The sequence below is a fragment of the Cupriavidus sp. 291-E7 genome, from assembly GCF_057798835.1.
The window spans coordinates 305,132-330,559 of the sequence record NZ_JBYOJV010000002.1; the positions used below are offsets into that span (position 1 = coordinate 305,132).

Genomic DNA, 25,428 nt, shown 5'->3' on the forward strand with positions numbered 1-25,428 from the left:
AGGGCAGGGGGCCTAGTGCCCCCGCGCCCGCATCAGCGCTTTTACCATCGTCTTGTAGCCGCGCTCGCGCGCATGGCGCGAAGGCGTGATGCCTTCGCGGTCGGCCAGGTTGGCGTCCGCGCCCGCGTCGAGCAGCAACTGCACAATCTCTTCATAGCGGGAGCTGCCGTCGCCGAGGATGATTGCCTCCAGTAGCGCCGTCCAGCCGAGCTGATTGACGCGGTCGACCGGCACGCCGGCCTTCAGCAGCAGCTTCACCACTTCCACATTGCCATGCTGGCTGGCCGCGATCAGCGCGGTGCCGTCGTAGCGGTCGGTACTGCGCAAGTCGGCGCCATGCGACAGCGATAGCCGCACCACATCGATCTGGTTGGTGGCCGATGCCAGCAGGAAAGCACTGTTCGATTCGCCGTCCTTCTGATTGACGTCGGCGCCGGCCATGATCAGGGCGCGCGCCACGTCGCCACGCCGGTTGTACACCGCCGCCAGCAGGGCCGACCGGCCGCGCTCGTCCACCGCCCTCGCGGATGCACCCGCGCCCAGCAGGCGGTTCACAAGTTCGAGATCGCCAATACTGGCGGCCGTGATCAGATTGCGATCGAGCGCGGATATCCCTTCGCTGTGCGGCGGCGGGCTGGCCTGAGACCCGCGCGGCGTGGGGGCGGGCGCCGATGCATCGCGCATGCCGCCGATCGAACGCGCCAGCGTCTGGCCGCCCTGGCCGGCCAGCAGCCCACCGGCCATCAGCAATCCCATCAGCCCGAGCATTTCGGCAAGTGCCTGGCGGCGGGGGCGGGTCTGGGAGCGCGTCATGATGATGTGCGGAAGCTTCGTCAGACGGTTTCGTGAGGGTGGATGGTGGCGGCGACGGCATCGTCGGGGCAGGTTGCCGCCGAAGCCGAGGTAGCCAACGGTGAGGCGATGGCGCAGGCCGCGTTGGCGGCCTCGACGGCATCGCTTTCCTGGAGCTGGCGCCAGAGGCGGCCCAGGTACGGATCGTCGACGCCATGCGTGGCGAGCCCGAGCAGCGTCTGGTGCAGATATTCCCGTGCCGGGCCATAAAGGCCGCAGGCGTGACGCAGGCAGTCCACCACGCGAGAGTCGGGCAACCGACCGGCGTAACCAGCGTGCGCGCGATTCATGGTGAAAGCGAGCGCACGCTGTTCCGGCGCACCGGGAACGGCGTCCATTTTTACGCGCAGCCAGCGGGGGTGATAGGCGCCGGTCATCATTTCACGGCGCCATAGCACGCGGAATTCCTGCTCGACCACGTGGCTTGGAACGCGGAATACCATGCCCGTGCAACTGCCGCCCCGGTCAAGCCCAAGGACCAGGCCGGGGTTGTCCCAGGTGCCGCGATTGATTTTCGAGTAGAGATAGAACCCGCGATGGTAGCCATGCACCGTCGCCAGGCGGCTTTCGGTATGGACGATCATCGGATTCCAGATCAGCGATCCGTAGCCAAAGACCCACACATCGCCGTTCAGGCCGGAATTGTCGGGGCGGCCGGCCAGGGTTTGGCACAGCGACCGCTCCACATCGGCCTCAGGCAGCAGCGAAGACGCGACCGGCGTACTGCACAGCGTGGTGCGCAGCCGGTTTGCTTCGAGGTCCTGTCTTGTAATGGCCATGCCTGAAAGAATAATCCAAAGCGCATTGATGCGTCGCAAGCAAACCACAGATCCGCAGAAAGGTGTGTGCAACAGGCAACGGTCGGAACGCTGTGCCGATGCGCCCATGTTGGCCGGATCGCGTGCCAAGTCACTACAATAGGGACCCTAACGCCTTTCAACTGGCGCACAACTGGCGACCTTCGGAGATTCGGACATGGCGCATACCCTGACCGTGGTGTTTGGCAGCGGCAAGGAATTTGAATTCACGCTGGCAGACAGCGAGCTGGCGGCGGTGACCGAGGATGCCGCATGGCGATGGTTCGACCGCGAATACGCCGAGCTGGACTGCCAGGCGTCGAGCCCGGTTGGGAAGGTGCTTGTGATCGACAAGATCCTTAACGTTGCCAAATTTTCCGGCGAGGGCCGCTTTGCCGAGAATGCCGGATGGGCACAGGACTTCGCCCGGCATGCGGGCAAGCTGTTGGACCGGGACAAGGTTCGCATCGACGTGGGTAATGCGGCGATCGGATTCTGAGCGCGCTTGCTCCCGCAGCAACGAAAAACGGACGCCTGGGCGTCCGTTTTTTACTTCACCGAGCCGGTTTCAGGCCGGCGGGGGCCATTTCAGACCGACAGCAGTTCCACTTCGAACAGCAGCGTGGCGTTCGGCGGAATGACGCCGCCGGCACCACGGGCGCCGTAGCCCAGGTCCGCCGGGATCACCAGGCGGCGCGTGCCGCCGACCTTCATGCCTTGCACGCCTTCGTCCCAGCCGCGGATCACGTGGCCAGCACCCAGCGGGAACACGAACGGGTCGTTGCGATCCTTGCTCGAATCGAACTTGCGGCCGGCTTGGCCGTTTTCGTACAGCCAGCCGGTGTAGTGCACGGTCACGTGCTTGCCAGCCGTGGCTTCGGTGCCCGAGCCGACGACGGTGTCTTCGTATTGCAGGCCGGAGGGAGTGGTTTGCATCGCAGTCATCCTTATCTGTGTGGCTGTAAATGGTGTCCGATGGCGGATCTAGTCGTCGGCGCGCTGCAAAACTTCGCGCGTCAGCTGCACGTTGTGATCGTCGTCGCTGACCCAGATATCGCCATCCTGAATGGTGACGGACAGGCGCATGGCACGCTGAGCCATCTGCGCCAGTGCATCGACCGCTTCGGACGGCACATTGTAGACCGTCACGTTGCGCAGCTTGCTGGCCTTGCCGGCCATGCCCTTCCACCACTCGCGCGCGCTGGCGCTCTGGTAGGTATAGACGGTGACGCGGTCGGCGCGCGATGCGGCGCGCTTCAGGCGCGTTTCGTCGGGCTGGCCCAGGTCTACCCAGTGGGCAATATCGCCGGTCAGCGTCTTGTCCCAGAGGTCGGGTTCGTCCGGTTCGTCCAGCCCGCGCGTGAACGCCATCGTTTCGGTGGCCTCGCAGGCAAACGCGAGCAGGCGGACCATCATGCGCGCATCGTTCTCGGAAGGATGCTGGGCGATGGTGAGCGTGTGACTGCCGTAGTACGGCCGGTCCATGTCCGATACGGACAGTTCGGCCTTGAAGATCGTGGATTTGAGCGCCATAAGATCCGGAAAGCGACGCGTGCCCGCAACAGTGCCCGGCACGCGAAAGGCGGAATCATACGTGATCCACGCGTCGGTGCGATGGAAAACCGGCGCGGGTATGTGCGGCGACGCGCGTAGCGCTCAGGGTTTTGCGGCTCAGGACTTGCGGTAGTCGCCGAGCCAGAAGCGCAGCAGGGCCGACACCAGCACCAGCACCAGAAATGCCGCGGCGGCCACCAATGCCAGGCCGCCGTTGCTGTTGATCTGGCCGGCCAGGGCCACGCGGGTCAGCAGAACGCCCACCAGGCCAGCGAGCAAGGGAAGCAGCAGGGCGCCACGACCGTAGGTCTTGAAGGCCCAGAGCGGAAACCGGCGAAGGAAGTTGGCGGGAATGCTGCACGCCAGGCAGGCGCCCGCGGCAGCCAGCGACGCCGCGACGACGTCGTTCGGGGAAATCAGGCTCATCTTGACTCGCGTCTGGCCGGTACGCTGAGGCGAAACGCGGCAGGATGGGAATGCGTAAGGCGCTGATTTTACGGAATTTCTTGCCGGAATTGGTGATGCTGGGTCGTCATCGCACGTCGTAGTTTTCCGATATCGACGCGCAATTGGCGCGCTATGGGACAGGTCCGGCAGGGGACGCCTCGATCGAGATCTGTAATGTGACGGTGTCGCCAACATCGGGAAGAAAACGAGTCATGCCGAATGCGCTGCGGGCGAATGTGGCATGGAAGTCGCCGCCGCATACGTCGCGCCGGATACCGAACAGGACGGTCTGACCGCAGGTGAAGCGGTCTGCCTCGAGTCTTAGTGGCTGCGTGACGCCATGCAGTGAGAACGTGCCCTCTACGGCAACGAGCCTGCCGCCTTCCACGATGAAGCGGTTGGCCTGCAGTCGTGCCACCGGAAAATTCTGGGCGTCGAGGAACTGGGGTGAGCGCAGCACGCCGTCAAGGCTGCGATTGCCGCTGTCGACGGAATCTGTGTCGACAGTAAAGTCGATCGATCCCACACCGGCAGTGGGATCGTAGACCACCCGGCCGTCGATCTTGCCGAACCTGCCACGCACCAGCGTTCGATCGAAGTGGCTGACGCCAAAGTAGACGCTGGTATGCGTGGGGTCGATCACGTAGTTGGTGGGCGCGGCCCCGGCGGGGGCGCAGGACAGCGCGGCCAGCGTAAGCGCAACCGTGGCGGCGAGGCGTTGCACAGGCATGAGAGCCAACTCGTCAGTGAACAAACACAGGCAGCAGGAAGATGCCGATCACCGTCAGGAAGCCGATGGTCCAGCACAGCGTGCGCAGCGTGGCGCGATCGGTCAGATAGCAGATTGTGTAGAGAACCCGAACCAGGATGAAGACCATCGCCAGTTCGTTAATGCGCGCCTGCGGTGCCGCGAGGTAAGTCGCCGTAAAGACGGCTGCGGCAAAAAACGGGAACGCTTCGAAATGATTGCGGTGCGCCATGTCCGCGCGCCGGGCGCGGCCGCTCTGTTTTTCCAGCCACGCGCGAGGGTCGTGGTTGTCGAATCCGGCTCGGCCACCTGTCTTGGCGATCGAAACGGTCAGCACTGGCAATAATCCCGCCAGCAACACACACCAGAACGCGATCGGCATGAACCCTCCTTGCGTGCTTCGGTGCGGAGGCGACATGGCCGTCGCCTCCTTTCAGCCACTGACGGGATCATATTGGCGATGCGCCGCTATGACCTCCCGCCAGCATCAGGCCGCCACTACCTTGATGCGTACGCCGCCGGCGCCGCCAACAATTACCACCTGGCCGGCGCGGATCTTGGCGGTCTTGCGCGACTCCGCCGCGCCATCGACCGTGACTTCGCCCGCGGCGACCAGCGCCTTGCCCGCGCCGCCGCTTTCGCAGACACCCGCCACTTTGAGCAGATCGTTCAGCGCGATGAACTCGCCTTCCAGCGGAAACGTGATGGTCTGCGCCATTTCACTTGCCCCAGCTGTCTTTGAGGCCGACGGTGCGGTTGAAGACGGGCTTGCCCGGCTTCGAATCGCTACGGTCCGCCACGAAGTAACCGTGCCGCTCGAACTGGTAGCGGTCTTCCGGCATGGCATCGCGCAGGCCCGGTTCCAGGTAAGCGGTGACCACTTTCTTCGAATCCGGGTTCAGCGCTTCCAGGAAGTTCTTGCCGCCGGCATCGGGGTTCGGATCGTTGAACAGACGGTCGTACAGGCGGACCTCCGCTTCGCAGGCGTGCGCGACGCTGACCCAGTGGATGTTGCCCTTGACCTTGACGCTGTCCGCACCCGGCGTGCCGCTCTTGGTTTCCGGCAGGTAGTTCGCGTGCACGGCAATGACGTTGCCGTCGGCGTCCTTGTCCACGCCCGTGCACTCGATCACGTAGCCATAGCGCAGGCGCACCTTGTTGCCCGGGAACAGGCGGAAGTAACCCTTGGGCGGGTTCTCGTTGAAGTCCTCGCGCTCGATCCACAGCTCGCGCGACAGCGGGAACACGCGGCGGCCCATTTCAGGCTGCTTCGGATGCACCGGTGCCGAGCATTCCTCGCTCTGGCCTTCGGGGTAGTTGTCCAGGATCAGCTTGACCGGATCAAGCACGGCCACGCTGCGCGGCGCGCGCGCGTCCAGATCGTCGCGCACGGCCCCTTCGAGCGTGCTCATGTCGATCCAGCTATCGGCCTTGGATACGCCAACGCGGTCGCAGAACAGCTGGATCGATTCCGGCGTATAGCCGCGGCGGCGGATACCGACGATGGTCGGCATGCGCGGATCGTCCCAGCCGTCGACGCGCTTTTCGTCGACAAGCTGCTTGAGCTTGCGCTTGCTCGTGATGGCGTAGGTCAGGTTCAGGCGCGCGAACTCGTACTGATGCGGCAACGGGTTGGCGAACACACCGGCGTCGCGCAGGTGTTCCAGCACCCAGTCATAGAGCGGACGGTTGTTCTCGAATTCGAGCGTGCACAGCGAGTGCGTGATGTTCTCGATCGCGTCCGAGATGCAATGCGTGAAGTCGTACATCGGATAGATGCACCACTTGTCGCCGGTACGGTGGTGATGCGCGTGGCGGATACGGTAGAGCACCGGGTCGCGCATCACGATGTTCGGCGCGGTCATGTCAATCTTCGCGCGCAGCACGTGCTCGCCGTCGCCGTACTTGCCGTCGCGCATCTCGCGGAACAGCTTCAGGTTTTCCTCGACCGAACGGTCGCGGAACGGCGAGGGCTTGCCCGGCTCGGAGAAGTTGCCGCGCATGGCGGCAATCTGCTCGGCGGTCTGGCTGTCGATATAGGCAGCGCCGCGCTCGATCAGCGTTTCGGCAAACTGGTACAAGCGATCGAAGTAATCGCTCGCATAGTACAGATGCGGCTCGGCGTTGGGCTGCTTTGCATCCCACGAGAAACCGAGCCAGTGCACGGCGTCGATGATCGAATCAACGTACTCGGTATCTTCCTTGACCGGGTTCGTATCGTCGAAGCGCAGGTGGCAGCGGCCGGCGTAGTCGCGGGCCAGGCCGAAGTTCACGCAGATGCTCTTGGCGTGGCCGATGTGCAGGTAGCCGTTCGGCTCCGGCGGAAAGCGCGTGATGACCGTCGGCAGCGGCTCGCCCTGTTTGTCCGCACGGCCGGCATAGGTGCCGGCGGTAAGGTCCTGGTCGATGATGCTCCGCAGGAAATTGGAGGCGGCGGGCGTGTCGGTAGGCTTGTTGTCGTGGCTCATGGTGGCGCCGCACTACATGCGGCTCGATAGCTGGAAGGACCGGCCTGGACAGGATTGACCCGGCCGCGATCCTTGTGTTCCCTGGGTTTGGTGCGCAGAGACTGCGCCGAATGGGGCGATTTTACCGTGCTTGCGGGACGACCCGGCAAGGCCGGAGCAATTTCCGAATCGTCTCATACCGCCGGGGTCCGAAGTGGTGCAGAATCCACGGCACAGTATCCATTGCCGCGCTTGCTCCCGTGCGACGCCATCGTCGCATGCCGCATCCATTCTTGCCGCAGGAAAACACGCCATGAATGCCGCCAGTTCTGCCAGCCTTGCCGAAATGACCCATCAGGCGCCCGCCGACGCGCTTGCCGCGCTCTGGCACGAAGCCGCCCTGCCGCCCGAGGCGCTGTCCCACCTGAGCCTGACCGGCGACGATCCCGCCCTGCCGTCGAGTTTCGCCGTGGGCACGGCGGCCCAGGCCAGCTTGGGTGCGTCGGCACTTGCGGCCGCCGCGCTATGGGCGCAGCGCACGGGCCGTTGGCAGTCGGTTTCGGTCGACATGCGCCATGCGCTGGCGGAATTCCGTAGCGAGCGCTATCTGCGTGTCAACGGCGGGCCGGCGCCCGAGCTATGGGAAAAGATCGCGGGGCTGTATCCGTGCGGTGACGGGCGCTGGGTGCGCCTGCATACGAATTTTCCGCATCATCGCGATGGCGTGCTGCGCATCCTGAAGTGCGCGCACGACAAGGACGCCGTCAGCAAGGCCCTGGCGAACTGGAAGGCCGAGGATTTCGAGACCGTGGCGTCGGACGCCGGGATGGTGGTGGCGGCGCAGCGGACGCTCGAAGCATGGCAGCAACACCCGCAGGCGCTGGCGCTGAAGGGTTTGCCTCCAGTGACCATCGAGAAAATCGGTGACGCTCCGCCGGAGCCGTTGCCGGCCTTGCCGCCGCACGCCGAGATCAACGTCGATGCACGGCCGCTCTCCGGGGTGCGCGTGCTCGACTTCACGCGAATTATTGCCGGGCCGGTGGCCGGCCGCACGCTGGCGGCGCACGGTGCGGACGTTTTGCTGGTGACGGCCGCGCATCTGCCGTCGATGCCGTCGCTCGTCATCGATACGGGCCGAGGCAAGCGATCATGCCAGCTCGATCTGCGCGACCCCGACGACAAGCGCACGCTGCACAAGCTTCTGCACGGTGCCGACGTGGTGGTGCAGGGTTATCGCCCGAACGGGCTGGCGGAATTGGGCGTCGGTCCCGAGGCCGCCGCACGGGCGCGGCCTGGCATCGTCTATGTCTCGTTGTCCGCTTATGGTCATGTCGGCCCGTGGGCGGGCAAGCGGGGCTTCGATTCGCTGGTGCAGACGGCCACCGGTATCAATACCGACGAGGCGCAGGCAGCCGGCAGCACGGAACCCCGGCCACTGCCGGCGCAGGTGCTGGACCACGCGACAGGCTATCTGCTGGCATTTGGCGCGATGGCTGCATTGCATCGCCGCGCAACGGAGGGTGGTAGCTGGCTGGTGCGGGTGTCGCTGGCGCAGGTTGGCCAGTGGCTGCGCAGCCTCGGGCGTGTGCCGGATGGCCTCTCGGTGCCAGACCAGCATATCGACGAAATTTCCGATCTGCTCGAAGTGGCCGAGTCTGGCTTTGGCGAGTTGACCGTGGTACGGCACGCGGCAAAGCTGTCGGAGACACCGGCGCATTGGACGCTGCCGTCGGTGCCGCTAGGCACGCACGCTGCTGAGTGGTTGCCGCGCCAGAAAGGCTGATGCGCTAGTAGAGCGTGGTACGAATGCGCTCGGGAAGTTCGCGGTCGTAGGCGGCGCCATCGATCGTATTCTGGCTCATCGCGGCCACGATCGTGCCGGTGCTTGGCAGTGCGTCGCGCGATATCTGTGCGTCGGCATGCCACAGACGGGAGCGCAGCAGCGCGCGGGCGCACTGGAAGAAAACGGAGTGGATGCGGATGACGAGCACCGTGGTGGGCGCTTTGTCCTGGACCACACAGCGTGCGATCAGCGCCGGGTCGGTGCTGATGGTTGCCGTGCCGCTGATCCGCAGCGTCTCGTTGATGCCCGGTACCAGGAACAGCAGGCCGATGCGGGGATCGGACAGGATATTGCGCAGGCTGTCGATGCGGTTGTTGCCGCGCCGGTCCGGCAACAGCAACGTCCGGTCGTCAAGAACCTGCACGAAGCCAGGGGCGTCGCCACGCGGGGAGCAATCGCCACCCTTGTCGTTCATCGTTGACAACAGGCAGAAGGGCGAAGCCTCGACGAAGGCGCGATAGTGCGGATGCAGGTAGTCGACTTCCTTGGTCAGCGATGCGGGACGAGGCTCGTCGTACAGCGATTCGAGGTCAGCGAGCGTGGCAATGTCGTGCGATGGCATGGGGGCGGCTCACGATAGGCGGGCGATGAGCGCCAGTATGACGCACATCGCCAAGACTACGAAAATCGGGACGCTTCAGATCGTGATCGTGCCACGGCCCAGTTCGATCACTCGTCCGCCGACGCGAATCGCGCCTTCGGCGGTGACGGCCAGGTCCAGCCGGCAGCGACGGTCGACAAATTCGCCCTGGTCGACCTCATAGCGCGCGGGCAGTGCGTGTCCGGTGGCAATCAGCCATCCGCCGAGGTTGGCGCAGGCCGAGCCAGTGCCCGGGTCCTCGGCCACGCCGCCACCCTGCTTGGTGAAGAAGTAGCGAACCAGCACCTTGCCCGGCTGCTCGGTATCAAACGCGAACACGTACGCCGTCTTGCGGCCCAGGCTGCTTTGCGGCCACTGGTCCAGGCGGCTGCTGTCCGGTTGGGCGCGACGTACGGCATCGGGCGATTTCAGCGGTACCAGCAGCTGATCGGCGCCGGTATCCACCCACATCGGTGAGCCTGCCAGATCGTCCGCCTGCAGGCCCAGCAGTGAAGCCATGTCGGCATCGGGCAGCCCGGCGGGCGCCGTCTTTGGTGCGCCCTGATGAGGCGCGGTCAGCGTCCAGCGGTCGCCCGTGGCGGTCACTGGTACGACGCCCGCCTTGAATTCGAGCGTCAACGCATCCCGGGTGTTCGCCAGGTCGCGCACCACCTGGGCGGTGCCGAGTGTGGGATGTCCGGCAAACCGCATCTCGTAGCCGGGCGTGAAGATGCGCACGGCGGCGTTGGCGTTGTCCGACGGAAAGACGAAGGTCGTTTCCGACAGGTTGAACTGCAGCGCCAGGGCCTGCATCGTGGCATCGTCCATGCCGCGCGCATCCTCGAATACGCAAAGGGGATTGCCGCCGAACGTGGATTCGGCAAAGACGTTGACGATTCGATATGCGTAGGTGGTCATGGTCGTACCGCGAGCATCAGTGAAAACGGTCAGTGTACGGAAGCAGCATAGGGACGCCATGCACAGTTTCGCGCATGTGGAGCAGAACAGTTGCGTTCCTCGCTTTTCAGTAGACAGCGATTGGCGATTGTCAGGCGCGCACCAAGAATCGGAATTTTTTCCTCGGTGCTTGCCATGCTAGAACTGAATAATTACGAAACGCTCGTCGCGGCATCGCTGGTGCTGCTGGTCGGGCGCAAGCTGCTAAAGGTCACGCCGCCGTTACGCACCTTCAATATTCCCGAGCCAGTGGTCGGCGGTCTGGTGGTTGCGCTTTGCCTGGTTGTGGCCCGCTTCGCGGCCGATGTTCAGGTCAAATTCGATACATCCGCGCAGACGCCGCTGATGCTGGCCTTCTTCGCGTCGCTGGGTCTGAGCGCCAATCTGGCCAGCCTCAAGCAGGGCGGCAAGTCGATCGGCATCTTCTTGTTCGCGGTGGCAGGCCTGCTCGTGATCCAGAATGCGATCGGTGTGGGTCTGGCCAGCGCGCTGGGTCTGCATCCGGCCACCGGGCTGCTGGCGGGTTCGATCTCACTGTCCGGTGGGCACGGAACCAGCGCGGCCTGGGGCAAGACCTTCGTGGAGCAGTTCGGCATGACCTATGCCACCGAACTCGGTGTGGCGTGTGCAACGTTAGGCCTGGTGCTCGGCGGACTGATCGGCGGCCCGGTGGCACGCTACCTGCTGCGCAACGTGGCAAAGCCCGGCGTGACCGCGGATGATCAGGTACTGAACTTCGAGAGTCCTCAGGCGGTTCGCCAGATCACGGCATCGGCGCTGATCGAGACGCTGGCGCTGATCCTGGTCTGCCTGACCGCGGGCCACGCGCTGGCGGACCTGTTCAAGGGTAGCTGGCTGGAATTGCCGACCTTTGTCTGGGTGTTGTTCGTTGGCGTGGTGCTGCGCAATGGGTTGGCAATGCTTGGCTGGTACACGGTATTCGACCGCGCGTTGTCGGTGCTCGGTAACGTCAGCCTGTCGATGTTCCTGGCGATGGCGCTGATGAGCCTGCGGTTGTGGGAGCTGGCATCGCTGGCGTTGCCGATGCTGCTGATCCTGCTGCTGCAAACGGCGGCGATGGCGATTTACGCGATCTTCGTCACATTCCGCGTGATGGGCCGCAACTACGATGCCGCCGTGCTGGCCGCGGGGCATTGCGGCTTTGGCCTGGGCGCGACGCCCACGGCAATCGCCAACATGCAGGCCATCACGGATCGCTTTGGCGCGTCGCACCTGGCCTTCCTGATTGTGCCGATGGTCGGGGCGTTCTTCATCGACATCGTCAACGCCGTGGTCATCAAGCTGTTCCTGAGCCTGCCAATCCACTGACCGGCTTGCGGGCAGCGGACGTAAAAAGGCGCCACGGGTGTATTCGTGGCGCCTTACAGGACTTCGTACTGCTTACTGCGGTACTACTTCGGTACTACGGAACGCGATAGAGCGAACTCAGAAGCCGACGGCCTGACCATCGCGGCGGCTGTCGCTGGCCGCCACATAGCCTTGCTCGGCGTCTTCCGACAGGCGCCAGATGAACTGGCCCGAGCCGAAATCCATATACGGGTCGTTCACTGACTTGAGCTGATGCCCGCGGTCCTTGAGGCCGGCCACGGTGTTCGGGTCCATAGTTCCTTCAACGTCCAGTGTGAAGTCCCGGTTGACCTTCCAGCGCGGGGCGCAGCACGCGGCCTGCGGCTGCTGCTTGTAGTCGAGCATGCGCACCACGGTCTGAAGATGACCCTGCGGCTGCATGTCGCCGCCCATCACGCCAAAGCTCATCTGCGGCTTGCCATCCTTGGTCAGGAAGGCCGGGATGATCGTGTGGAACGGGCGCTTGCCGCCTTCCACCACATTGGCCGACTTCGGGTCCATCGAGAAACCCACGCCACGGTTCTGCAGGCTGATGCCGGTGCCCGGCACCACCACGCCCGAGCCAAAGCCCATGTAGTTCGACTGGATGAACGAGATCATCATGCCGTTCTCGTCGGCGGCGGTCAGATAGATCGTGCCGCCCGTGCGCGGCATGCCGAAGTTGAAATGCGTGGCACGCTGCATGTCGATCAGCTTGGCGCGCGACTTCAGGTAAGCCTCGTCCAACATCTGTTCGGGCGTGACTTCCATGCTGCGCGGGTCGGCCACGTAGCGGTACAGGTCGGCAAACGCCAGCTTCATCGCCTCGATCTGCAGATGCTGGGAATCGACGGAATCCACGGGCAGCGCGCCCACGTCGAACTGATCCAGGATGCCCAGCGCCATCAGCGCGGCAATGCCCTGGCCATTCGGCGGAATCTCGTGCACTTCATAGCCGCGATACGACTTGCTGATCGGCTTCACCCAGTCAGGGCGATAGTTGCGCAGGTCGTCCAGCGTCATTGCGGCACCGCATTCCTTGCTGAATGCGGCGATCTTCTCGGCGATCTCGCCTTCGTAGTAGGAGCGGCCCTTGGTGGCGCCGATCTTGCGCAGCGTGTCGGCGGCCGCCTTGAACGTGAATTTCTCGCCCACATGCGGCGAGCGGCCGTTGGGCATGAAGGTGTCGGCAAAGCCGGGCTGGTTTTTCAGGTCTGGCACGGCGGCCGCCCACTTGTGCGCGACGACCGGCGGCACGGCGTAGCCGCGCTCGGCGATCTCGATCGCCGGCTCCATCAGGTCTTCGAACGGCAGCTTGCCGAAGCGCTCATGCAGCGACGCCCAGCCGGCGACCACGCCCGGCACGGTCACGGAATCCCAGCCACGGATCGGACGGTTGGCCAGGCCGTTGCCATCCACGCCGTACTTGTTCTTGAAGTAATCGGTGTTCCAGGCGGAAGGTGCCACGCCCGACGAGTTCAGGCCATGCAGTTCCTTGCCGTCCCACAGGATGGCAAAGGCATCGCTGCCCAGGCCGCAAGAGACCGGTTCCACCAGCGTGATGGCCGCGGCGGCGGCGATCGCCGCGTCCACGGCATTGCCGCCCTTCAGCAGCATGCGCAGGCCAGCCTGCGCCGCCAGCGGGTGCGAGGTCGACACGACGTTGCGCGCAAACAGCGGAATGCGCACGGTGGGATACGGATTGGTCCAGTTGAAGTTCTGCATGGTCGGTCTCGATGTGTTTCTGTTTTCTCCTGCCGCCGCATGGCGGGGGAGGGGCGAGGAAAGTGCGGACGGCTCAGGCTGCCATTGTCAGAGTCTGAACCGCCGCGCCCTATCCACCAAGCGCTCTCTCCAGCAGGAGAGGGGAGCCAAAGCGCGCGGTGGAGACGATCAGTCCACCTGGATCTTGCGATCCTTGATCAGCTTGCCCCAGCGCGCGCTGTCCTTCTTGACCATCGCGGCAAACTGGGCCGGCGTGCCGCCGATCGGTTCGGCGCCAAGCTTGGCCAGACGGTCCTTCACGTCCTGCGACTGGATGGCCTTGTTGAACTCGGCATTCAGGCGGCTGACGATTTCGGGCGGCAGTCCCTTGGGGCCATAGATGCCGAACCAGGTATCCGATTCAAAGCCGGGCAGGCCCGATTCGCTGGCGGTGGGCAGTTCCGGCGCCAACGGCGAGCGCTTGAGGCTGGTCACGGCCAGCGCCTTGAGCTTGCCATCCTTCACATGCGGCATGCCCGAGACGATGCTGTCGAACAGCACCTGCACCTTATTCGAAATCAGATCGGGCACGGCCAGCGCGGTGCCGCGATACGGAATATGCGTGATGAACACGCCGGCCTGGGCCTTGAAGGCCTCGGCGGTCAGGTGAACCACGGTGCCGTTGCCGCTCGACGCATAGTTCAATTCGCCCGGATGCTTCTTGGCGTAGTCGATCAGTTCCTTGACGTTCTTGACCGGCAGCTGGTTCGGCACCACCAGCACGTTGGTGGCCGTGGCAACCTGGCCGATCGGCGTGAAATCGGTCTCGGTGTTGTACGGCAGATGCGTATTGATGAACGGACCGATCGAGTGCGTGCTCGTGGTAGCGATCAGGATCGTGTAACCGTCCGGAGCTGCCTTGGCAGCCATGTCCGAGCCGATGGCGCCGCCGGCGCCTGGCCGGTTGTCCACCACGAGCTGCTGGCCCATGTTCTGGCCGACCTTCTGGGCAATCGCACGCGCGAGCAGATCGGTGGCGCCACTGGCCGGGAACGGCACGATCAGGCGGATCGGCTTGCTCGGGTATGTGTCGGCGTGCGACGGCGCGGCAGCAAGGGTCAGGCTCGTGGCAAGGCCAATGCCAAGAAGGCGTAGCCAGTGGTTCATTTGTGCTTCTCCGGTACGGATGGGTACGTCGTGGAACTGCGGCAGGAAATTGAAATTATTCCGCGCCAGCGTCCATAATGAAAGTTAATATTCCTTGCTTGATTAACAAGAAAACATTGTCGATCGGCGCCCCCGCCGGCAGCCCGGAAACATGCACCAACAATGAGCACGATTCGCTTCCTGAAAACCTTCGTGGCCGTGGCCGAGCACGGGTCCTTTGCGGCTGCCGCCAGCCAGGTGGCGGTGACGCAGGCGGCCGTCAGCCTGCAGATGCGGTCGCTGGAGGAGGAGCTGCGCCGCGAGTTGTTCGATCGCAGCGGCCGCGTGGCCGTACTCAATGCCGACGGGCGTGCGCTGCTGCCCCAGGCCCGCCGCCTGCTGTCGCTCTATGACGACATGCGCGTGCCGCTGGCCGACACGGAAGCGATGGCTGGCGCCGTGGCCGTGGGTGCGGTGGTCTCCGTCATGGGCGGTCTCTCGCACGTGGTGGCGCAGATGAAGCGGACCTATCCGGCGCTCGATGTCAGGCTGATCGGCGCCAAGTCTTTCGAATTGGCCGCAATGGTGGAAAGTGGAGAGCTCGATGCAGCGTTCGTGGTGGAAGGCTCCGCTCGCCTGGCCGGCACGCTGCACTGGACGCCGCTCTATGACGAGCCGCTGGTGGCGATTGCCGCCCGTGGCAGCCAGGGCGACGATGCGCGGCAGGCACTTGCTGCCAACCCGTTCCTGCGTTTCGACCGTAGCCAGCGCACCGGAGCGCTGGTGGAGCGTGCCCTGCGCCGCGCGCACCTTCGCACCAACGAATACCTGGAGTTGAACTCGATCGAGGCGCTGGTGGAGCTGGTGCGGCAGGAAGTGGGAGTGACCGTGGTGCCACTGCTCAAGCGTGCCCGCTGGCGCGACGACAAGGCGCTGCGCATCCTGCCGCTGCGGGCCGGCGGAGAACCCACGGTGCGCACCATCGGCATGCTGGAACGGCGCGACCACGGCCGCGTTCATGTGACCGAGGCGATTCGCGCTGCCTGCGCCGATCTGTTTGGCGACTGAGCCGCGCGCGGCAATGAAAAAGGGCGCCGCAAGGGCGCCCTTTTTTGTACTGCGATGAAACGTTCTTACTCTTCCTGGAACGCTTCTTCGCGCTTGGCCTTGATCGACGGCATGGCCACGATCAGCACCAGGACGGCAGCGGCAATCAGCAGGCCCAGCGACAGCGGACGCGTCACGAACACACTGAAGTCACCACGCGACAGCAGCAGCGAGCGGCGGAAGTTTTCTTCCATCATCGGTCCCAGCACGAAGCCCAGCAGCAGCGGAGCCGGTTCGCACTTGAGCTTGATGAACAGGTAGCCGATCACGCCGAAGGCGGCGGTCTGGAACACGTCGAACGTGGTGTTCTGAACCGAGTACACGCCGATGCAGCAGAACGTCAGAATGGCCGGGTACAGGTAACGGTACGGCACCTTCAGCAGCTTTACCCAGATACCGATCATCGGCAGGTTCAGGACGATCAGGATCAGGTTGCCCAGCCACATCGAGGCGATCAGGCCCCAGAACAGCGCGGGGTTGCTGGTCATGACCTGCGGACCCGGCTGGATGTTGTGGATCGTCATCGCACCCACCATCAGCGCCATCACGGCGTTGGGCGGAATACCGAGCGTCAGCAGCGGGATGAACGAGGTCTGTGCGGCGGCGTTGTTTGCCGATTCCGGACCTGCCACGCCTTCGATGGCGCCCTTGCCGAACTCATGCGAGTACTTCGACGTCTTCTTTTCCAGCGAGTACGCTGCAAACGAAGCCAGTGCCGCACCGCCGCCCGGGAGAATACCGAGCACCGAACCCAGCGCCGTGCCACGCAGCACCGCCGGAATCATGCGCTTGAAGTCTTCCTTGGTCGGGAACAGGTTGGTCACGTGGTCCGTGAAGGTTTCGCGGGCTTCCTTCTGTTCCAGGTTCGCGATGATTTCCGCGAAGCCGAACACACCCATTGCCACCGACACGAAGTTCAGACCGTCAGTCAGTTCAGGTACGTCGAACGAGAAGCGCGCCGCGCCCGAGTTCACGTCGGTACCGACCAGGCCTAGCAGCAGGCCCAGCACGATCATCGAAATCGCCTTGACCAGCGAGCCGGAAGCCAGCACCACGGCACCGATCAGGCCCAGGATCATCAGCGAGAAGTATTCGGCAGGACCGAACTTGAACGCCAGTTCCGACAGCGGGGCAGCAAAGGCAGCCAGGATCAGCGTGGCCACGCAGCCGGCGAAGAACGAACCCAGACCGGCGGTGGCCAGTGCCACACCAGCCCGGCCGCGCCGTGCCATCTGGTAGCCGTCGATGGTCGTGACCACGGACGACGATTCACCAGGCAGGTTCACCAGAATGGCGGTGGTGGAACCACCGTACTGGGCACCGTAGTAGATACCGGCCAGCATGATCAGCGCGGCCACCGGGGGCAGCGTGTAGGTCACGGGCAGCAGCATCGCGATGGTGGCCAGCGGGCCCAGGCCCGGCAGCACGCCGATCAGCGTACCGAGCACGCAGCCCAGAAACGCGTAGGCGATGTTTTGGAAGGACAGGGCGGTCGAGAAGCCCAGTCCGAGGTTGGCTAACAGTTCCATGAGGGCCGTCTCCTTAGCTTGCCAGGAAAGCCGGCCACACCGGCATCTGCAGGTTAATGCCGTACACGAATGCGCCCATGCTGATCAGCACCAGGATGATCGCGTTGAGGACAGCACCCTTCCAGCTGAATTCATGACTGGCCATCGAGGAAACCAGCACCAGTACCACGACCGACAGCACCATGCCCAGCGGCTTGAGCAGCAGGCCAAACAGCACCACGGCACCCAGGATCCACAGCAGGATCTTCAGGTCCCAGCGGGCCAGGTGATCTTGTTCTGCCTTGGAAGACAGCGAACCCCACAGTACCAGCGCGCCCAGCAGGGCGAGCACGATGCCGAGCCAGAACGGGAAGTATCCCGGTCCCATCTTGGCGGCTGTTCCCATGGAATAGCCACGGGCGACGAAGGAAAAGCCCAGACCGACCAGAATAAACATCAGGCCGGAGGCAAAGTCCTTTTGGCTACGTATGCGCAAAATGATTCTCCTCGATATGACTCTTTGAAATCGCCGCGACAAAGGCTCCCCAATCGCGGCAGGGTGGAAGGTAAAAGCGCATCCTTTCAGCTACCTTTCATATGTCTGCATAAAGTGGCAACCTCAGGGTATGTCCCTACGCAGACGTCTGAAAGGATTCGGTAAGTCGTTGACGACGCAAGAGAAATTGCAGGGAATACGCGGATGGAAGCCGGTGCGGAACTGGTGTCTGGCAGGACGAAAGCGGACAGACCGGCGGCTTGCCGCAACCTATGATCGAAAGCTGACGTGAAAGCTTTCGCATGACCGGATAACCCCGAACAAGAACCACGAGAGGAGCGCGCTTGGAAGCCATCGACCATGCCATCCTGATTGGCGCGCTGGTGATGACGCTGGGCATTCTGCTTGGGGTGTTCTCGGCGCGTTTTGGCGTGCCGTTCCTGCTGGTCTTCCTGGGCGTGGGCATGGCTGCCGGCGTGGACGGGCCGGGCGGCATCCGCTTTTCCAATACCTGGCTCAGCTTCCTGGTAGGCAACATTGCGCTGGCCGTGATCCTGCTCGATGGCGGCTTGCGCACGCGCTTTGCCACCTTTCGGGTGGCGCTGAAGCCGTCGCTGTCGCTGGCCACCGTCGGCGTGGCGCTGACCGCCGTGCTGGTGGGATTGTTTGCAACATGGATGCTCGGTCTCGACTGGAAGCTCGGGCTGCTGCTGGGTGCCATCGTCGGGTCCACCGATGCGGCGGCCGTGTTCTCGCTGCTCAACAGCAGCGGCATCCGGCTCAAGGACCGCGTGGCCAGCGTCCTCGAAATCGAATCGGGCATCAACGACCCGATGGCCATCTTTCTGACGCTGACGCTGATCGAATGGATCACGGCGCCCCAGGGTCTATCCCCCGGCGCGCTGGGGCTGAGGCTCGTGGTGCAGTTTGGGGTGGGCGGACTGCTCGGGGTGGGGCTCGGTTATTGCATGGCCAACATCATGGAGCGCATCAATGTGGCCGAGGGGCTGCAGGCCATCCTGATCTGCTCCGCCGGCTGCATGATCTGGGCCATTGTGCAGTCATTCGGCGGCAGCGGCTTTCTGGCCGTGTACCTGGCCGGGGTGATCGTCGGCAACCGCGACCGTGCGGTGAGCGAGGACACGCTGCGCGCGATGGACGGCATGGCGTGGCTGGCCCAGTCGGCGATGTTCCTGCTGCTGGGCTTGCTGGTGACGCCGCACCGGATCTGGGAGATTGCCTGGCCGGCGCTGGCGGTGGCCGCGTTCCTGATGTGCGTGGCGCGGCCCCTGGCGGTTTTCGTCTCGCTGCTGCCGTTTCGGTTCAGCGTCCGCGAAAAAGGTTTTCTGGCCTGGATGGGCCTGCGCGGCGCGGTGCCGATCGTGCTGTCGCTGTTTCCGCTGCTGCAGGGCATGGAGGACGCGGGCCTGCTGTTTCGCGTGGCCTTTGCCGTGGTGCTGGCCAGCCTGCTGTGCCAGGGCACCACGGTGGCGCTGGCCGCGCAACTGGCGCGCGTGCTGCGGCCGACCTACGACGAACCGCTGTCGCGGGAGCGTCTGCGCGGCGTTCACGCGCCGGGCATGGAATTGATGCAGTTCGCGGTGGCCGCCAATTCGCCAATGGAAGACCTGCGCGCCGACCAGGTGGAATTACCCGCGCGCAGCCGGTTGGTGACGGTAGTGCGGGAGGGTGCGATGGTGCCGCTGGACCAGGTGGTGCTGCGAGCGGGAGACATCGTATCGATCGTCGCGCCCACTCCGGCAATGCCGCGCCTGTCGCGCCTGTTCCTGAAGCCGGCCACGCCGCCCGCGTGGGACCAGGTGGCGCACGACTTTCTGCTGGATGCCCGTGCCAGGCTTGCCGACGTGGCGGCGCTCTATGGCACGCGCGCGCTGAAGCCGGAGGAGCAGGATCGGACGCTGGAGGAAGCGATGCTGGCCGTCTTTCCGTCGCCGCCGGTGGAGGGCGATGCGGTGGAGATCGCCGGCCTGCGGCTGACCGTCACGCGGATGGAGGGGCCGCAGATCGTGCAGGTGGGCCTGCTGCTGCCGCGCAATGCCGCGGAAGACGCCAGGGACGGCAAGGACCGTCTCTGGCGTATGCGGGACAAGGCGCGTGGATCGGTCAGTCGACCTTTGCGCCGGAAACCTTGACCACCTGGCCGTACTTCTTCAGCTCACGCTGGATCAGCGCGCCGAACTGCTCCGGCGTGGTCGGCGCCGGCTGTGCGCCGATGCGTGCCAGGCGGGCCTTCATGTCGTCGGTCTTCAGGATTGCCACGATATCGTGATTGAGCCGGTCGACGATTTCGCGCGGCGTGCCGGCCGGAGCCAGGACGCCAAACCACGTGGAGATGTCGAAGCCTTCCAGGCCCAGGCCCTTGCCGGCCTCCGCAATCGTCGGCAGTTCGGGGAACGAGGCCGCGCGGCCCGCCGTGGTGACGGCGAACGCCTTGAGCTTGCCAGCCTTGATGTTGGCCGATGCCGACGCCAGGTTATCGAAGATCAGGTCGGTCTGGCCCGACAGCACCGATAGCTGTGCCGGCGAGGCGCCGTTGTACGGAATGTGGACCATGCTGACGTGCGCCATGCTCTTGAACAGCTCGCCGGACAGGTGTCCCGCGCTGCCGTTGCCACCGGATGCGTAGTCGAGCTTGCCCGGGTGCTTGCGCGCATATTCCACGAGGTCGCGCACGTTATTGATATGCAGCTCGGCGGCCTTGCCCGGATGCATGACCAGAACGTTGGGCACATCCGCCACGAGCGTGATTGGCGCGAAGTCCTTGACCGGGTCGTAAGGCATCTTCGTGAACAGCGTCGGATTGATCGCGTGGGTGGCCACGGCGCCCATCACGATCGTGTAGCCGTCGGCCGGTTGCTTGGCCACGTAGTCCGCGCCCAGGTTGCCGCCGGCGCCGGACTTGTTTTCCACCACGACGGGTTGCCCCAGGCTGTCGCGCAGCTTCTCGCCAATGGCGCGCGCCACGGTGTCCAGGGGGCCGCCCGCGGGGTAAGGCACCACGAATCGGATCGGTTTGTTTGGCCAGTTGCCGGCGGCGGCATGCGCCGGGGCGGTCAGGGCCAGGGTGCCAGCCAGGACGGCCGTGAGCAGGGTCTTCAGCATGTCAGCGTGGATGTGTTTCGGGAATCTGTGGGCCGGCGCGTACGTTGCGCCCCGGCCTTCATGTACGGCGGACGAATCAGCGGATGCCGATGCCGCGCGCCATCATCACGGCGCACAGCGGCAGCAGGATAACCAGGTGGGCCTCGATCATGACCCAGCGGCGGGCCTTCTTGATCTCGGCGGGCGTGGGCACGAATTCGGGCAGCCGCTTGGCCTGCTTGCGCCAGTTGGCGAACGCGAACGTGGGCGGCAGCGAGCACAGCGCAATCACGACAAAAACGGTCATCTTGGCGTGAAACCACGGGTTATGGATGTAGAAGTCCATGCCCTTGGCGCCATAGAACAGCCGCAGCAGGCCGGTGGCAAGCGTGGCCATCGCCGAGAGGAAGTAGAACAGGTCGTACAGCGACAGGCGGCGTACGGCGGCCGGGGTCATGTCCGGGCGCAGGACCACGGCTTCGGCGGCCATCAGCGTAATCAGGACGAAGATGGCCGTGAAGTGCAGGAACGCGAGCAGGGCATCGGTCAGCATGCATTCTCCTAGGAATGGGGAAACGTCATGATCACCGGCCCCGACGCCCGCCAGAGGCGGGCGCGGTCAAGTTCTGGTCAGGTCTCGACGTCAGACCACACCCTTGGCGCGCAGGGCGGCGATGTGTTCGGCACTGTAGCCGAGTGTCTCGTCCAGCACCATATCGGTGTGCTCCCCGAGCAACGGCGGGTGGCGCAGCGCCTCGGGCGGCGTGACGCTCATCTTCATCGGGCTGCCCACCAGCTTGACCGTGCCGCCCGTTGGGTGGGGCAGGTCCACGCGCAGGCCGCGCGCCAGCACCTGTTCGTTCTCGAACACCTCGTCGAGGGTGTTGATCGGGCCGCAGGGCACGCCGGCGCGCTCAAGGTCCAGAATCCACTGCTCGCGGGTGCGCGGGGCCACCATCTCGGCCAGGATCGGCACCAGCACGTCGCGGTGCGCCACGCGCTGCGGGTTGGTCGCAAAGCGCGGATCGTCGGCCAGCTCGGGACGGCCGCCGGCGGTGACAAACTTGCGGAACTGCCCGTCATTGCCCACCGCGACGATGATCCAGCCGTCCGCGGCGTGGAAGGTCTGATAGGGCACGATGTTCGGATGGGCGTTGCCCCAGCGCTTGGGCGCCTGGCCGCTGGCCAGGTAGTTGGTGTTCATGTTGGCCAGCATCGACACCTGCACATCGAGCAACGCCATGTCGATGTACTGGCCTTCGCCCGTGCGGTCGCGGTGGGCCAGCGCGGCCAGCACGGCGATCGTGGCGTACTGGCCGGTCATCAGGTCGGAAATCGCTACGCCGGCCTTCTGCGGGCCGCCGCCGGGCAGGTCGTCGCGCTCGCCGGTCAGGCTCATGAAGCCGCCCATGCCCTGGATGATGAAGTCGTAGCCGGGACGCTGCGCGTACGGGCCGGTCTGGCCAAAGCCGGTGACCGAGCAGTAGATGATGTCCGGCTTCACCGCCTTGAGCGATTCGTAATCGAGGCCATACTTCTTGAGCTGGCCGACCTTGTAGTTTTCCAGTACCACGTCGCTCTGCGCGGCCAGGTCGCGCACCAGCTGCTGGCCTTCCGGCGTGCTGATGTCGCAGGTCACCGAGCGCTTGTTGCGGTTGGCGGCCAGGTAGTAGGCGGCCTCGGCGGTGTCGCGGCCATCGGGCGTCTTGAGCCAGGGCGGGCCCCAGATGCGCGTGTCGTCGCCCGCGCCGGGCCGCTCGATCTTGATCACGTCGGCGCCGAAATCGGCAAGATTCTGGGCGCACCAAGGTCCCGCGAGCACGCGGGTCAGGTCGAGGACGCGAAGATGGCTTAAAGCTCCCATAGCGGTACAAGGCTGGCAGGTCTTGAGGAGCCAGCACTCTATCACCCGCCCAACATGCCGATGCACCTGGGCGGGGCGCCGGCGGGTGTTCCGTGGGCGATAACCGGACAACCGGCGCCAGGCCGTGCATCGGCCCAACATGGGCACGGCGCGCCAGTGCCCCGGGACGGGGCTTCCCCGTATAATCAACGGTTTGCAAATCCAACCTGACTGACTGCGCCCTGCCACGACGCGGGAGGCGCCCGATACAACATGAAAGTCTCCGACATTCGCAGCAAGTTCCTGCAGTTCTACGAGTCGAAGGACCATACCGTGGTCCGCTCGTCCAGCCTGGTGCCGGCGAACGACCCGACGCTGCTGTTCACCAATTCGGGCATGGTGCAGTTCAAGGACGTGTTCCTGGGCACCGACAAGCGCCCGTACTCGCGCGCCACGTCGTCGCAACGCTCGGTCCGCGCCGGCGGCAAGCACAACGACCTCGAGAATGTGGGTTACACCGCACGTCACCACACGTTCTTCGAAATGCTGGGCAATTTTTCGTTCGGCGATTACTTCAAGCGCGATGCCATCCAGTACGCCTGGGAGCTGCTGACCAAGGTCTACCAGCTGCCGGCCGAAAAGCTCTGGGTGACCGTGTACGCCGAAGATGACGAGGCCTACGACATCTGGGCCAAGGAAGTTGGCGTGCCGACCGAGCGCATTGTGCGCATCGGCGACAACAAGGGCGCGCGCTACGCATCGGACAACTTCTGGCAGATGGCCGATACCGGCCCCTGCGGCCCGTGCTCGGAAATCTTCTACGACCACGGCCCGGACGTGTGGGGCGGCCCGCCGGGATCGCCCGAGGAAGACGGCGACCGCTATATCGAGATCTGGAACCTCGTGTTCATGCAGTTCAACCGCGACGAGCAGGGCAATATGACGCGCCTGCCGAAGCCGTGCGTGGACACCGGCATGGGCCTGGAGCGTATTGCGGCCGTGCTGCAGCACGTGCACAGCAACTACGAGATCGATCTGTTCCAGGCGCTGATCAAGGCCGCCGGGCGCGAAACGCATTGCGACAACCTGAACCAGAATTCGCTGAAGGTCATCGCCGACCATATCCGCGCATGCTCGTTCCTGATCGTCGATGGCGTGATCCCCGGCAACGAAGGCCGCGGCTATGTGCTGCGCCGTATCGTGCGCCGCGCGATCCGCCACGGCTACAAGCTGGGCCAGAAGACGCCGTTCTTCCACAAGCTCGTGGGCGACCTGGTGGCGCAGATGGGTGAAGCCTATCCGGAACTGGCCGAAGCTCAGAGCCGCGTGGTGGAAGTACTCAAGGCCGAGGAAGAGCGCTTCTTCGAGACGATCGAAAACGGCATGTCGATCCTGGACAGCGCCGTGGCCGAACTGAAGACGCGCGGCGGCAAGGTGCTGGACGGCGAACTGGCGTTCAAGCTGCACGACACGTTCGGCTTCCCGCTCGACCTGACGCAGGACGTGGCGCGCGAGCAGGAAATCACGGTGGACGAAGCCGCGTTCGACGCGGCGATGACGCGCCAGCGCGAACAGGCGCGTGCCGCGGGCAAGTTCAAGATGGCCGCTGGCCTGGAATACACGGGCGACAAGACCGTGTTCCACGGCTATGACGCGCTGAGCATGGAAGGCGCTCGCGTGGCGGCACTGTACGTCGATGGCGCATCGGTCGACACGATGCAGCCGGGCCAGACCGGCGTGGTCGTGCTCGACAACACGCCGTTCTACGCGGAGTCCGGCGGCCAGGTTGGCGACCAGGGCACGCTGGTGGCGGGCGCCGCCGTCTTCACCGTGGCCGACACCACGAAGATCCAGGCCGATGTGTTCGGCCACCAGGGCACGCTGGCCAACGGCGCGCTGAAGGTGGGCGACAAGGTTGCGGCGCAGGTCGACGCGATCCGTCGCGCACGCACGGTGCGCAACCACTCGGCTACCCACCTGATGCACAAGGCGCTGCGCGAAGTGCTGGGCAGCCACGTGCAACAGAAGGGTTCGCTGGTCGATCCCGACAAGACGCGCTTCGACTTCTCGCACAACGCACCGGTGACCGACGACCAGATCCGCCAGATCGAGGAAATCGTCAACGCCGAGATCCTGGCCAATGCTCCGACCGTGGCAGCCGTCATGCCGTTCGACGATGCGGTCAAGAGCGGTGCAATGGCACTGTTCGGCGAGAAGTACGCCGATGATGTGCGCGTGCTTTCCATCGGCACCTCGAAGGAACTGTGTGGTGGCACTCACGTGACACGCACCGGCGATATCGGCCTGTTCAAGATCGTCGTGGAAGCTGGCGTCGCTGCTGGCATCCGCCGCGTGGAAGCCATCACCGGCGACAACGCGCTGCACTACCTGCAGTCGCTCGACGCGCGCCTGAACGAAGCGGCTGCCGCGCTGCGCGCCCAGCCGTCGGAACTGGTGCCGCGTATCGGCCAGGTCCAGGACCAGGTCCGTGCACTGGAAAAGGAACTTGAGAAGCTCAAGAGCAAGCTGGCTTCGTCGCAAGGCGATGAACTCGTGTCGCAGGCAGTAGACGTCAAGGGCCTGAAGGTTCTGGCTGCCCAGCTTGAAGGCGCCGACGTGAAGACGCTGCGCGAAACGATGGACAAGCTCAAGGACAAGCTGCAGAGCGCTGCCATCGTGCTGGCCGCGGTCGCCGACGGCAAGGTAAGCCTGATCGCCGGCGTGACCGCCGACGCCACGTCGAAGGTCAAGGCTGGTGAACTCGTCAACTTCGTCGCCCAGCAGGTTGGCGGCAAGGGCGGCGGCCGTCCGGACATGGCACAGGCCGGCGGCACCGATCCGACGGGTCTGCCGAAGGCACTGGCTGGTGTGACGGAGTGGGTATCGGCAAAGGTTTGATACCGACACCCTGACGTCGCCGTGAGGAAAGCGCCTGCCATGCAGGCGCTTT

At 64.6% G+C, this 25,428-nt stretch carries 24 protein-coding genes; 6 read left to right on the plus strand and 18 right to left on the minus strand.

The annotated features are described in order from the left end of the window. Positions 1-12: 12 nt before the first annotated feature. On the minus strand, positions 13-813 hold the full coding sequence (locus AC3FLX_RS04335) for an ankyrin repeat domain-containing protein (RefSeq protein ID WP_488694188.1): 801 nt from the start codon (positions 811-813) through the stop codon (positions 13-15). A gap of 20 nt (positions 814-833) precedes the next feature. Beyond that, entirely contained in the window at positions 834-1,631 is a 798-nt protein-coding gene (locus AC3FLX_RS04340) for a gamma-glutamylcyclotransferase (RefSeq protein WP_488694190.1), read from the minus strand. Positions 1,632-1,827: 196 nt separating this feature from the next. Here AC3FLX_RS04340 and AC3FLX_RS04345 point away from each other — a divergent pair, with 196 nt between their 5' ends. Then, on the plus strand, positions 1,828-2,148 hold the full coding sequence (locus tag AC3FLX_RS04345) for a hypothetical protein (protein WP_488694191.1): 321 nt from the start codon (positions 1,828-1,830) through the stop codon (positions 2,146-2,148). Positions 2,149-2,237: 89 nt separating this feature from the next. Here the strand turns inward: AC3FLX_RS04345 and AC3FLX_RS04350 are convergent, their stop codons facing one another. The 7 genes from AC3FLX_RS04350 to AC3FLX_RS04380 form a co-directional block, all read right to left on the minus strand. Next, positions 2,238-2,585 (minus strand): FKBP-type peptidyl-prolyl cis-trans isomerase, encoded by a 348-nt coding sequence (locus AC3FLX_RS04350; RefSeq protein ID WP_488694192.1) that lies wholly within the window; start codon positions 2,583-2,585, stop codon positions 2,238-2,240. 48 nt (positions 2,586-2,633) lie between these two features. Further along, positions 2,634-3,182 carry a YaeQ family protein gene (locus AC3FLX_RS04355; RefSeq protein WP_488694194.1) on the minus strand — a complete coding sequence of 183 codons (549 nt, stop codon included), beginning with the start codon at positions 3,180-3,182 and terminating at the stop codon, positions 2,634-2,636. Positions 3,183-3,320: 138 nt separating this feature from the next. Next, positions 3,321-3,629: a hypothetical protein gene (locus AC3FLX_RS04360; RefSeq protein WP_488694195.1), complete on the minus strand. Its 309-nt coding sequence runs from the start codon at positions 3,627-3,629 to the stop codon at positions 3,321-3,323. Positions 3,630-3,780: 151 nt separating this feature from the next. Beyond that, positions 3,781-4,380 carry a YceI family protein gene (locus AC3FLX_RS04365; RefSeq protein WP_488694196.1) on the minus strand — a complete coding sequence of 200 codons (600 nt, stop codon included), beginning with the start codon at positions 4,378-4,380 and terminating at the stop codon, positions 3,781-3,783. Between the two features lie 13 nt (positions 4,381-4,393). Next, positions 4,394-4,780, minus strand: a complete 387-nt coding sequence (locus AC3FLX_RS04370; RefSeq protein WP_488694198.1) for an MAPEG family protein — start codon at positions 4,778-4,780, stop codon at positions 4,394-4,396. 105 nt (positions 4,781-4,885) lie between these two features. Continuing rightward, a complete protein-coding gene (locus AC3FLX_RS04375; RefSeq protein WP_488694199.1) occupies positions 4,886-5,116 on the minus strand; it encodes an RNA-binding S4 domain-containing protein in 231 nt (76 codons plus the stop codon). A gap of 1 nt (position 5,117) precedes the next feature. After that, the gene (locus tag AC3FLX_RS04380) at positions 5,118-6,866 is read right to left on the minus strand and encodes a glutamine--tRNA ligase/YqeY domain fusion protein (protein ID WP_488694201.1); all 1,749 of its coding nucleotides are present in this window, start codon (positions 6,864-6,866) and stop codon (positions 5,118-5,120) included. Positions 6,867-7,158: 292 nt separating this feature from the next. On the opposite strand from AC3FLX_RS04380, the gene AC3FLX_RS04385 reads away from it, so the two are divergent. Beyond that, positions 7,159-8,628 (plus strand): CoA transferase, encoded by a 1,470-nt coding sequence (locus tag AC3FLX_RS04385; RefSeq protein WP_488694203.1) that lies wholly within the window; start codon positions 7,159-7,161, stop codon positions 8,626-8,628. A gap of 4 nt (positions 8,629-8,632) precedes the next feature. Here AC3FLX_RS04385 and AC3FLX_RS04390 read toward each other — a convergent pair whose 3' ends face one another. After that, positions 8,633-9,250 carry a pyridoxamine 5'-phosphate oxidase family protein gene (locus AC3FLX_RS04390; protein WP_488694204.1) on the minus strand — a complete coding sequence of 206 codons (618 nt, stop codon included), beginning with the start codon at positions 9,248-9,250 and terminating at the stop codon, positions 8,633-8,635. Positions 9,251-9,325: 75 nt separating this feature from the next. Further along, positions 9,326-10,186, minus strand: a complete 861-nt coding sequence (locus AC3FLX_RS04395) for a PhzF family phenazine biosynthesis protein (RefSeq protein WP_488694205.1) — start codon at positions 10,184-10,186, stop codon at positions 9,326-9,328. A gap of 174 nt (positions 10,187-10,360) precedes the next feature. Between AC3FLX_RS04395 and gltS the strand changes: the two genes are divergently transcribed. After that, positions 10,361-11,554, plus strand: a complete 1,194-nt coding sequence (gene gltS / locus AC3FLX_RS04400) for a sodium/glutamate symporter (protein WP_488694206.1) — start codon at positions 10,361-10,363, stop codon at positions 11,552-11,554. A 117-nt stretch (positions 11,555-11,671) separates the two neighbouring features. Here gltS and ggt read toward each other — a convergent pair whose 3' ends face one another. Both ggt and AC3FLX_RS04410 read right to left on the minus strand, forming a co-directional pair. After that, a complete protein-coding gene (ggt, locus tag AC3FLX_RS04405) occupies positions 11,672-13,297 on the minus strand; it encodes a gamma-glutamyltransferase (protein WP_488694207.1) in 1,626 nt (541 codons plus the stop codon). Between the two features lie 168 nt (positions 13,298-13,465). Next, the gene (locus AC3FLX_RS04410; protein WP_488694209.1) at positions 13,466-14,443 is read right to left on the minus strand and encodes a Bug family tripartite tricarboxylate transporter substrate binding protein; all 978 of its coding nucleotides are present in this window, start codon (positions 14,441-14,443) and stop codon (positions 13,466-13,468) included. A gap of 162 nt (positions 14,444-14,605) precedes the next feature. Between AC3FLX_RS04410 and AC3FLX_RS04415 the strand changes: the two genes are divergently transcribed. Next, complete coding sequence (locus AC3FLX_RS04415; RefSeq protein ID WP_488694211.1) at positions 14,606-15,490, plus strand: LysR substrate-binding domain-containing protein; 885 nt, start codon at positions 14,606-14,608, stop codon at positions 15,488-15,490. A 65-nt stretch (positions 15,491-15,555) separates the two neighbouring features. On the opposite strand, the gene AC3FLX_RS04420 is transcribed toward AC3FLX_RS04415, so the two are convergent. Both AC3FLX_RS04420 and AC3FLX_RS04425 read right to left on the minus strand, forming a co-directional pair. Then, positions 15,556-17,058, minus strand: a complete 1,503-nt coding sequence (locus AC3FLX_RS04420) for a tripartite tricarboxylate transporter permease (RefSeq protein WP_488694213.1) — start codon at positions 17,056-17,058, stop codon at positions 15,556-15,558. A gap of 13 nt (positions 17,059-17,071) precedes the next feature. Beyond that, positions 17,072-17,533 (minus strand): tripartite tricarboxylate transporter TctB family protein, encoded by a 462-nt coding sequence (locus AC3FLX_RS04425; protein WP_488694215.1) that lies wholly within the window; start codon positions 17,531-17,533, stop codon positions 17,072-17,074. Positions 17,534-17,877: 344 nt separating this feature from the next. Between AC3FLX_RS04425 and AC3FLX_RS04430 the strand changes: the two genes are divergently transcribed. After that, on the plus strand, positions 17,878-19,686 hold the full coding sequence (locus AC3FLX_RS04430) for a potassium/proton antiporter (RefSeq protein ID WP_488694216.1): 1,809 nt from the start codon (positions 17,878-17,880) through the stop codon (positions 19,684-19,686). On the opposite strand, the gene AC3FLX_RS04435 is transcribed toward AC3FLX_RS04430, so the two are convergent. The 3 genes from AC3FLX_RS04435 to AC3FLX_RS04445 all read right to left on the minus strand — a co-directional run bounded on the left by AC3FLX_RS04435 (position 19,658) and on the right by AC3FLX_RS04445 (position 22,499). Next, positions 19,658-20,656, minus strand: coding sequence for a tripartite tricarboxylate transporter substrate binding protein (locus tag AC3FLX_RS04435; RefSeq protein ID WP_488694218.1), 999 nt, complete (start codon positions 20,654-20,656; stop codon positions 19,658-19,660). The genes AC3FLX_RS04430 and AC3FLX_RS04435 overlap by 29 nt on opposite strands. 76 nt (positions 20,657-20,732) lie before the next feature. After that, positions 20,733-21,188 carry a DUF2214 family protein gene (locus AC3FLX_RS04440; protein ID WP_488694220.1) on the minus strand — a complete coding sequence of 152 codons (456 nt, stop codon included), beginning with the start codon at positions 21,186-21,188 and terminating at the stop codon, positions 20,733-20,735. A 90-nt stretch (positions 21,189-21,278) separates the two neighbouring features. Continuing rightward, positions 21,279-22,499, minus strand: coding sequence for a CaiB/BaiF CoA transferase family protein (locus AC3FLX_RS04445; RefSeq protein WP_488694222.1), 1,221 nt, complete (start codon positions 22,497-22,499; stop codon positions 21,279-21,281). A gap of 252 nt (positions 22,500-22,751) precedes the next feature. Between AC3FLX_RS04445 and alaS the strand changes: the two genes are divergently transcribed. Continuing rightward, on the plus strand, positions 22,752-25,376 hold the full coding sequence (gene alaS / locus AC3FLX_RS04450) for an alanine--tRNA ligase (RefSeq protein WP_488694223.1): 2,625 nt from the start codon (positions 22,752-22,754) through the stop codon (positions 25,374-25,376). Positions 25,377-25,428: the final 52 nt, after the last annotated feature.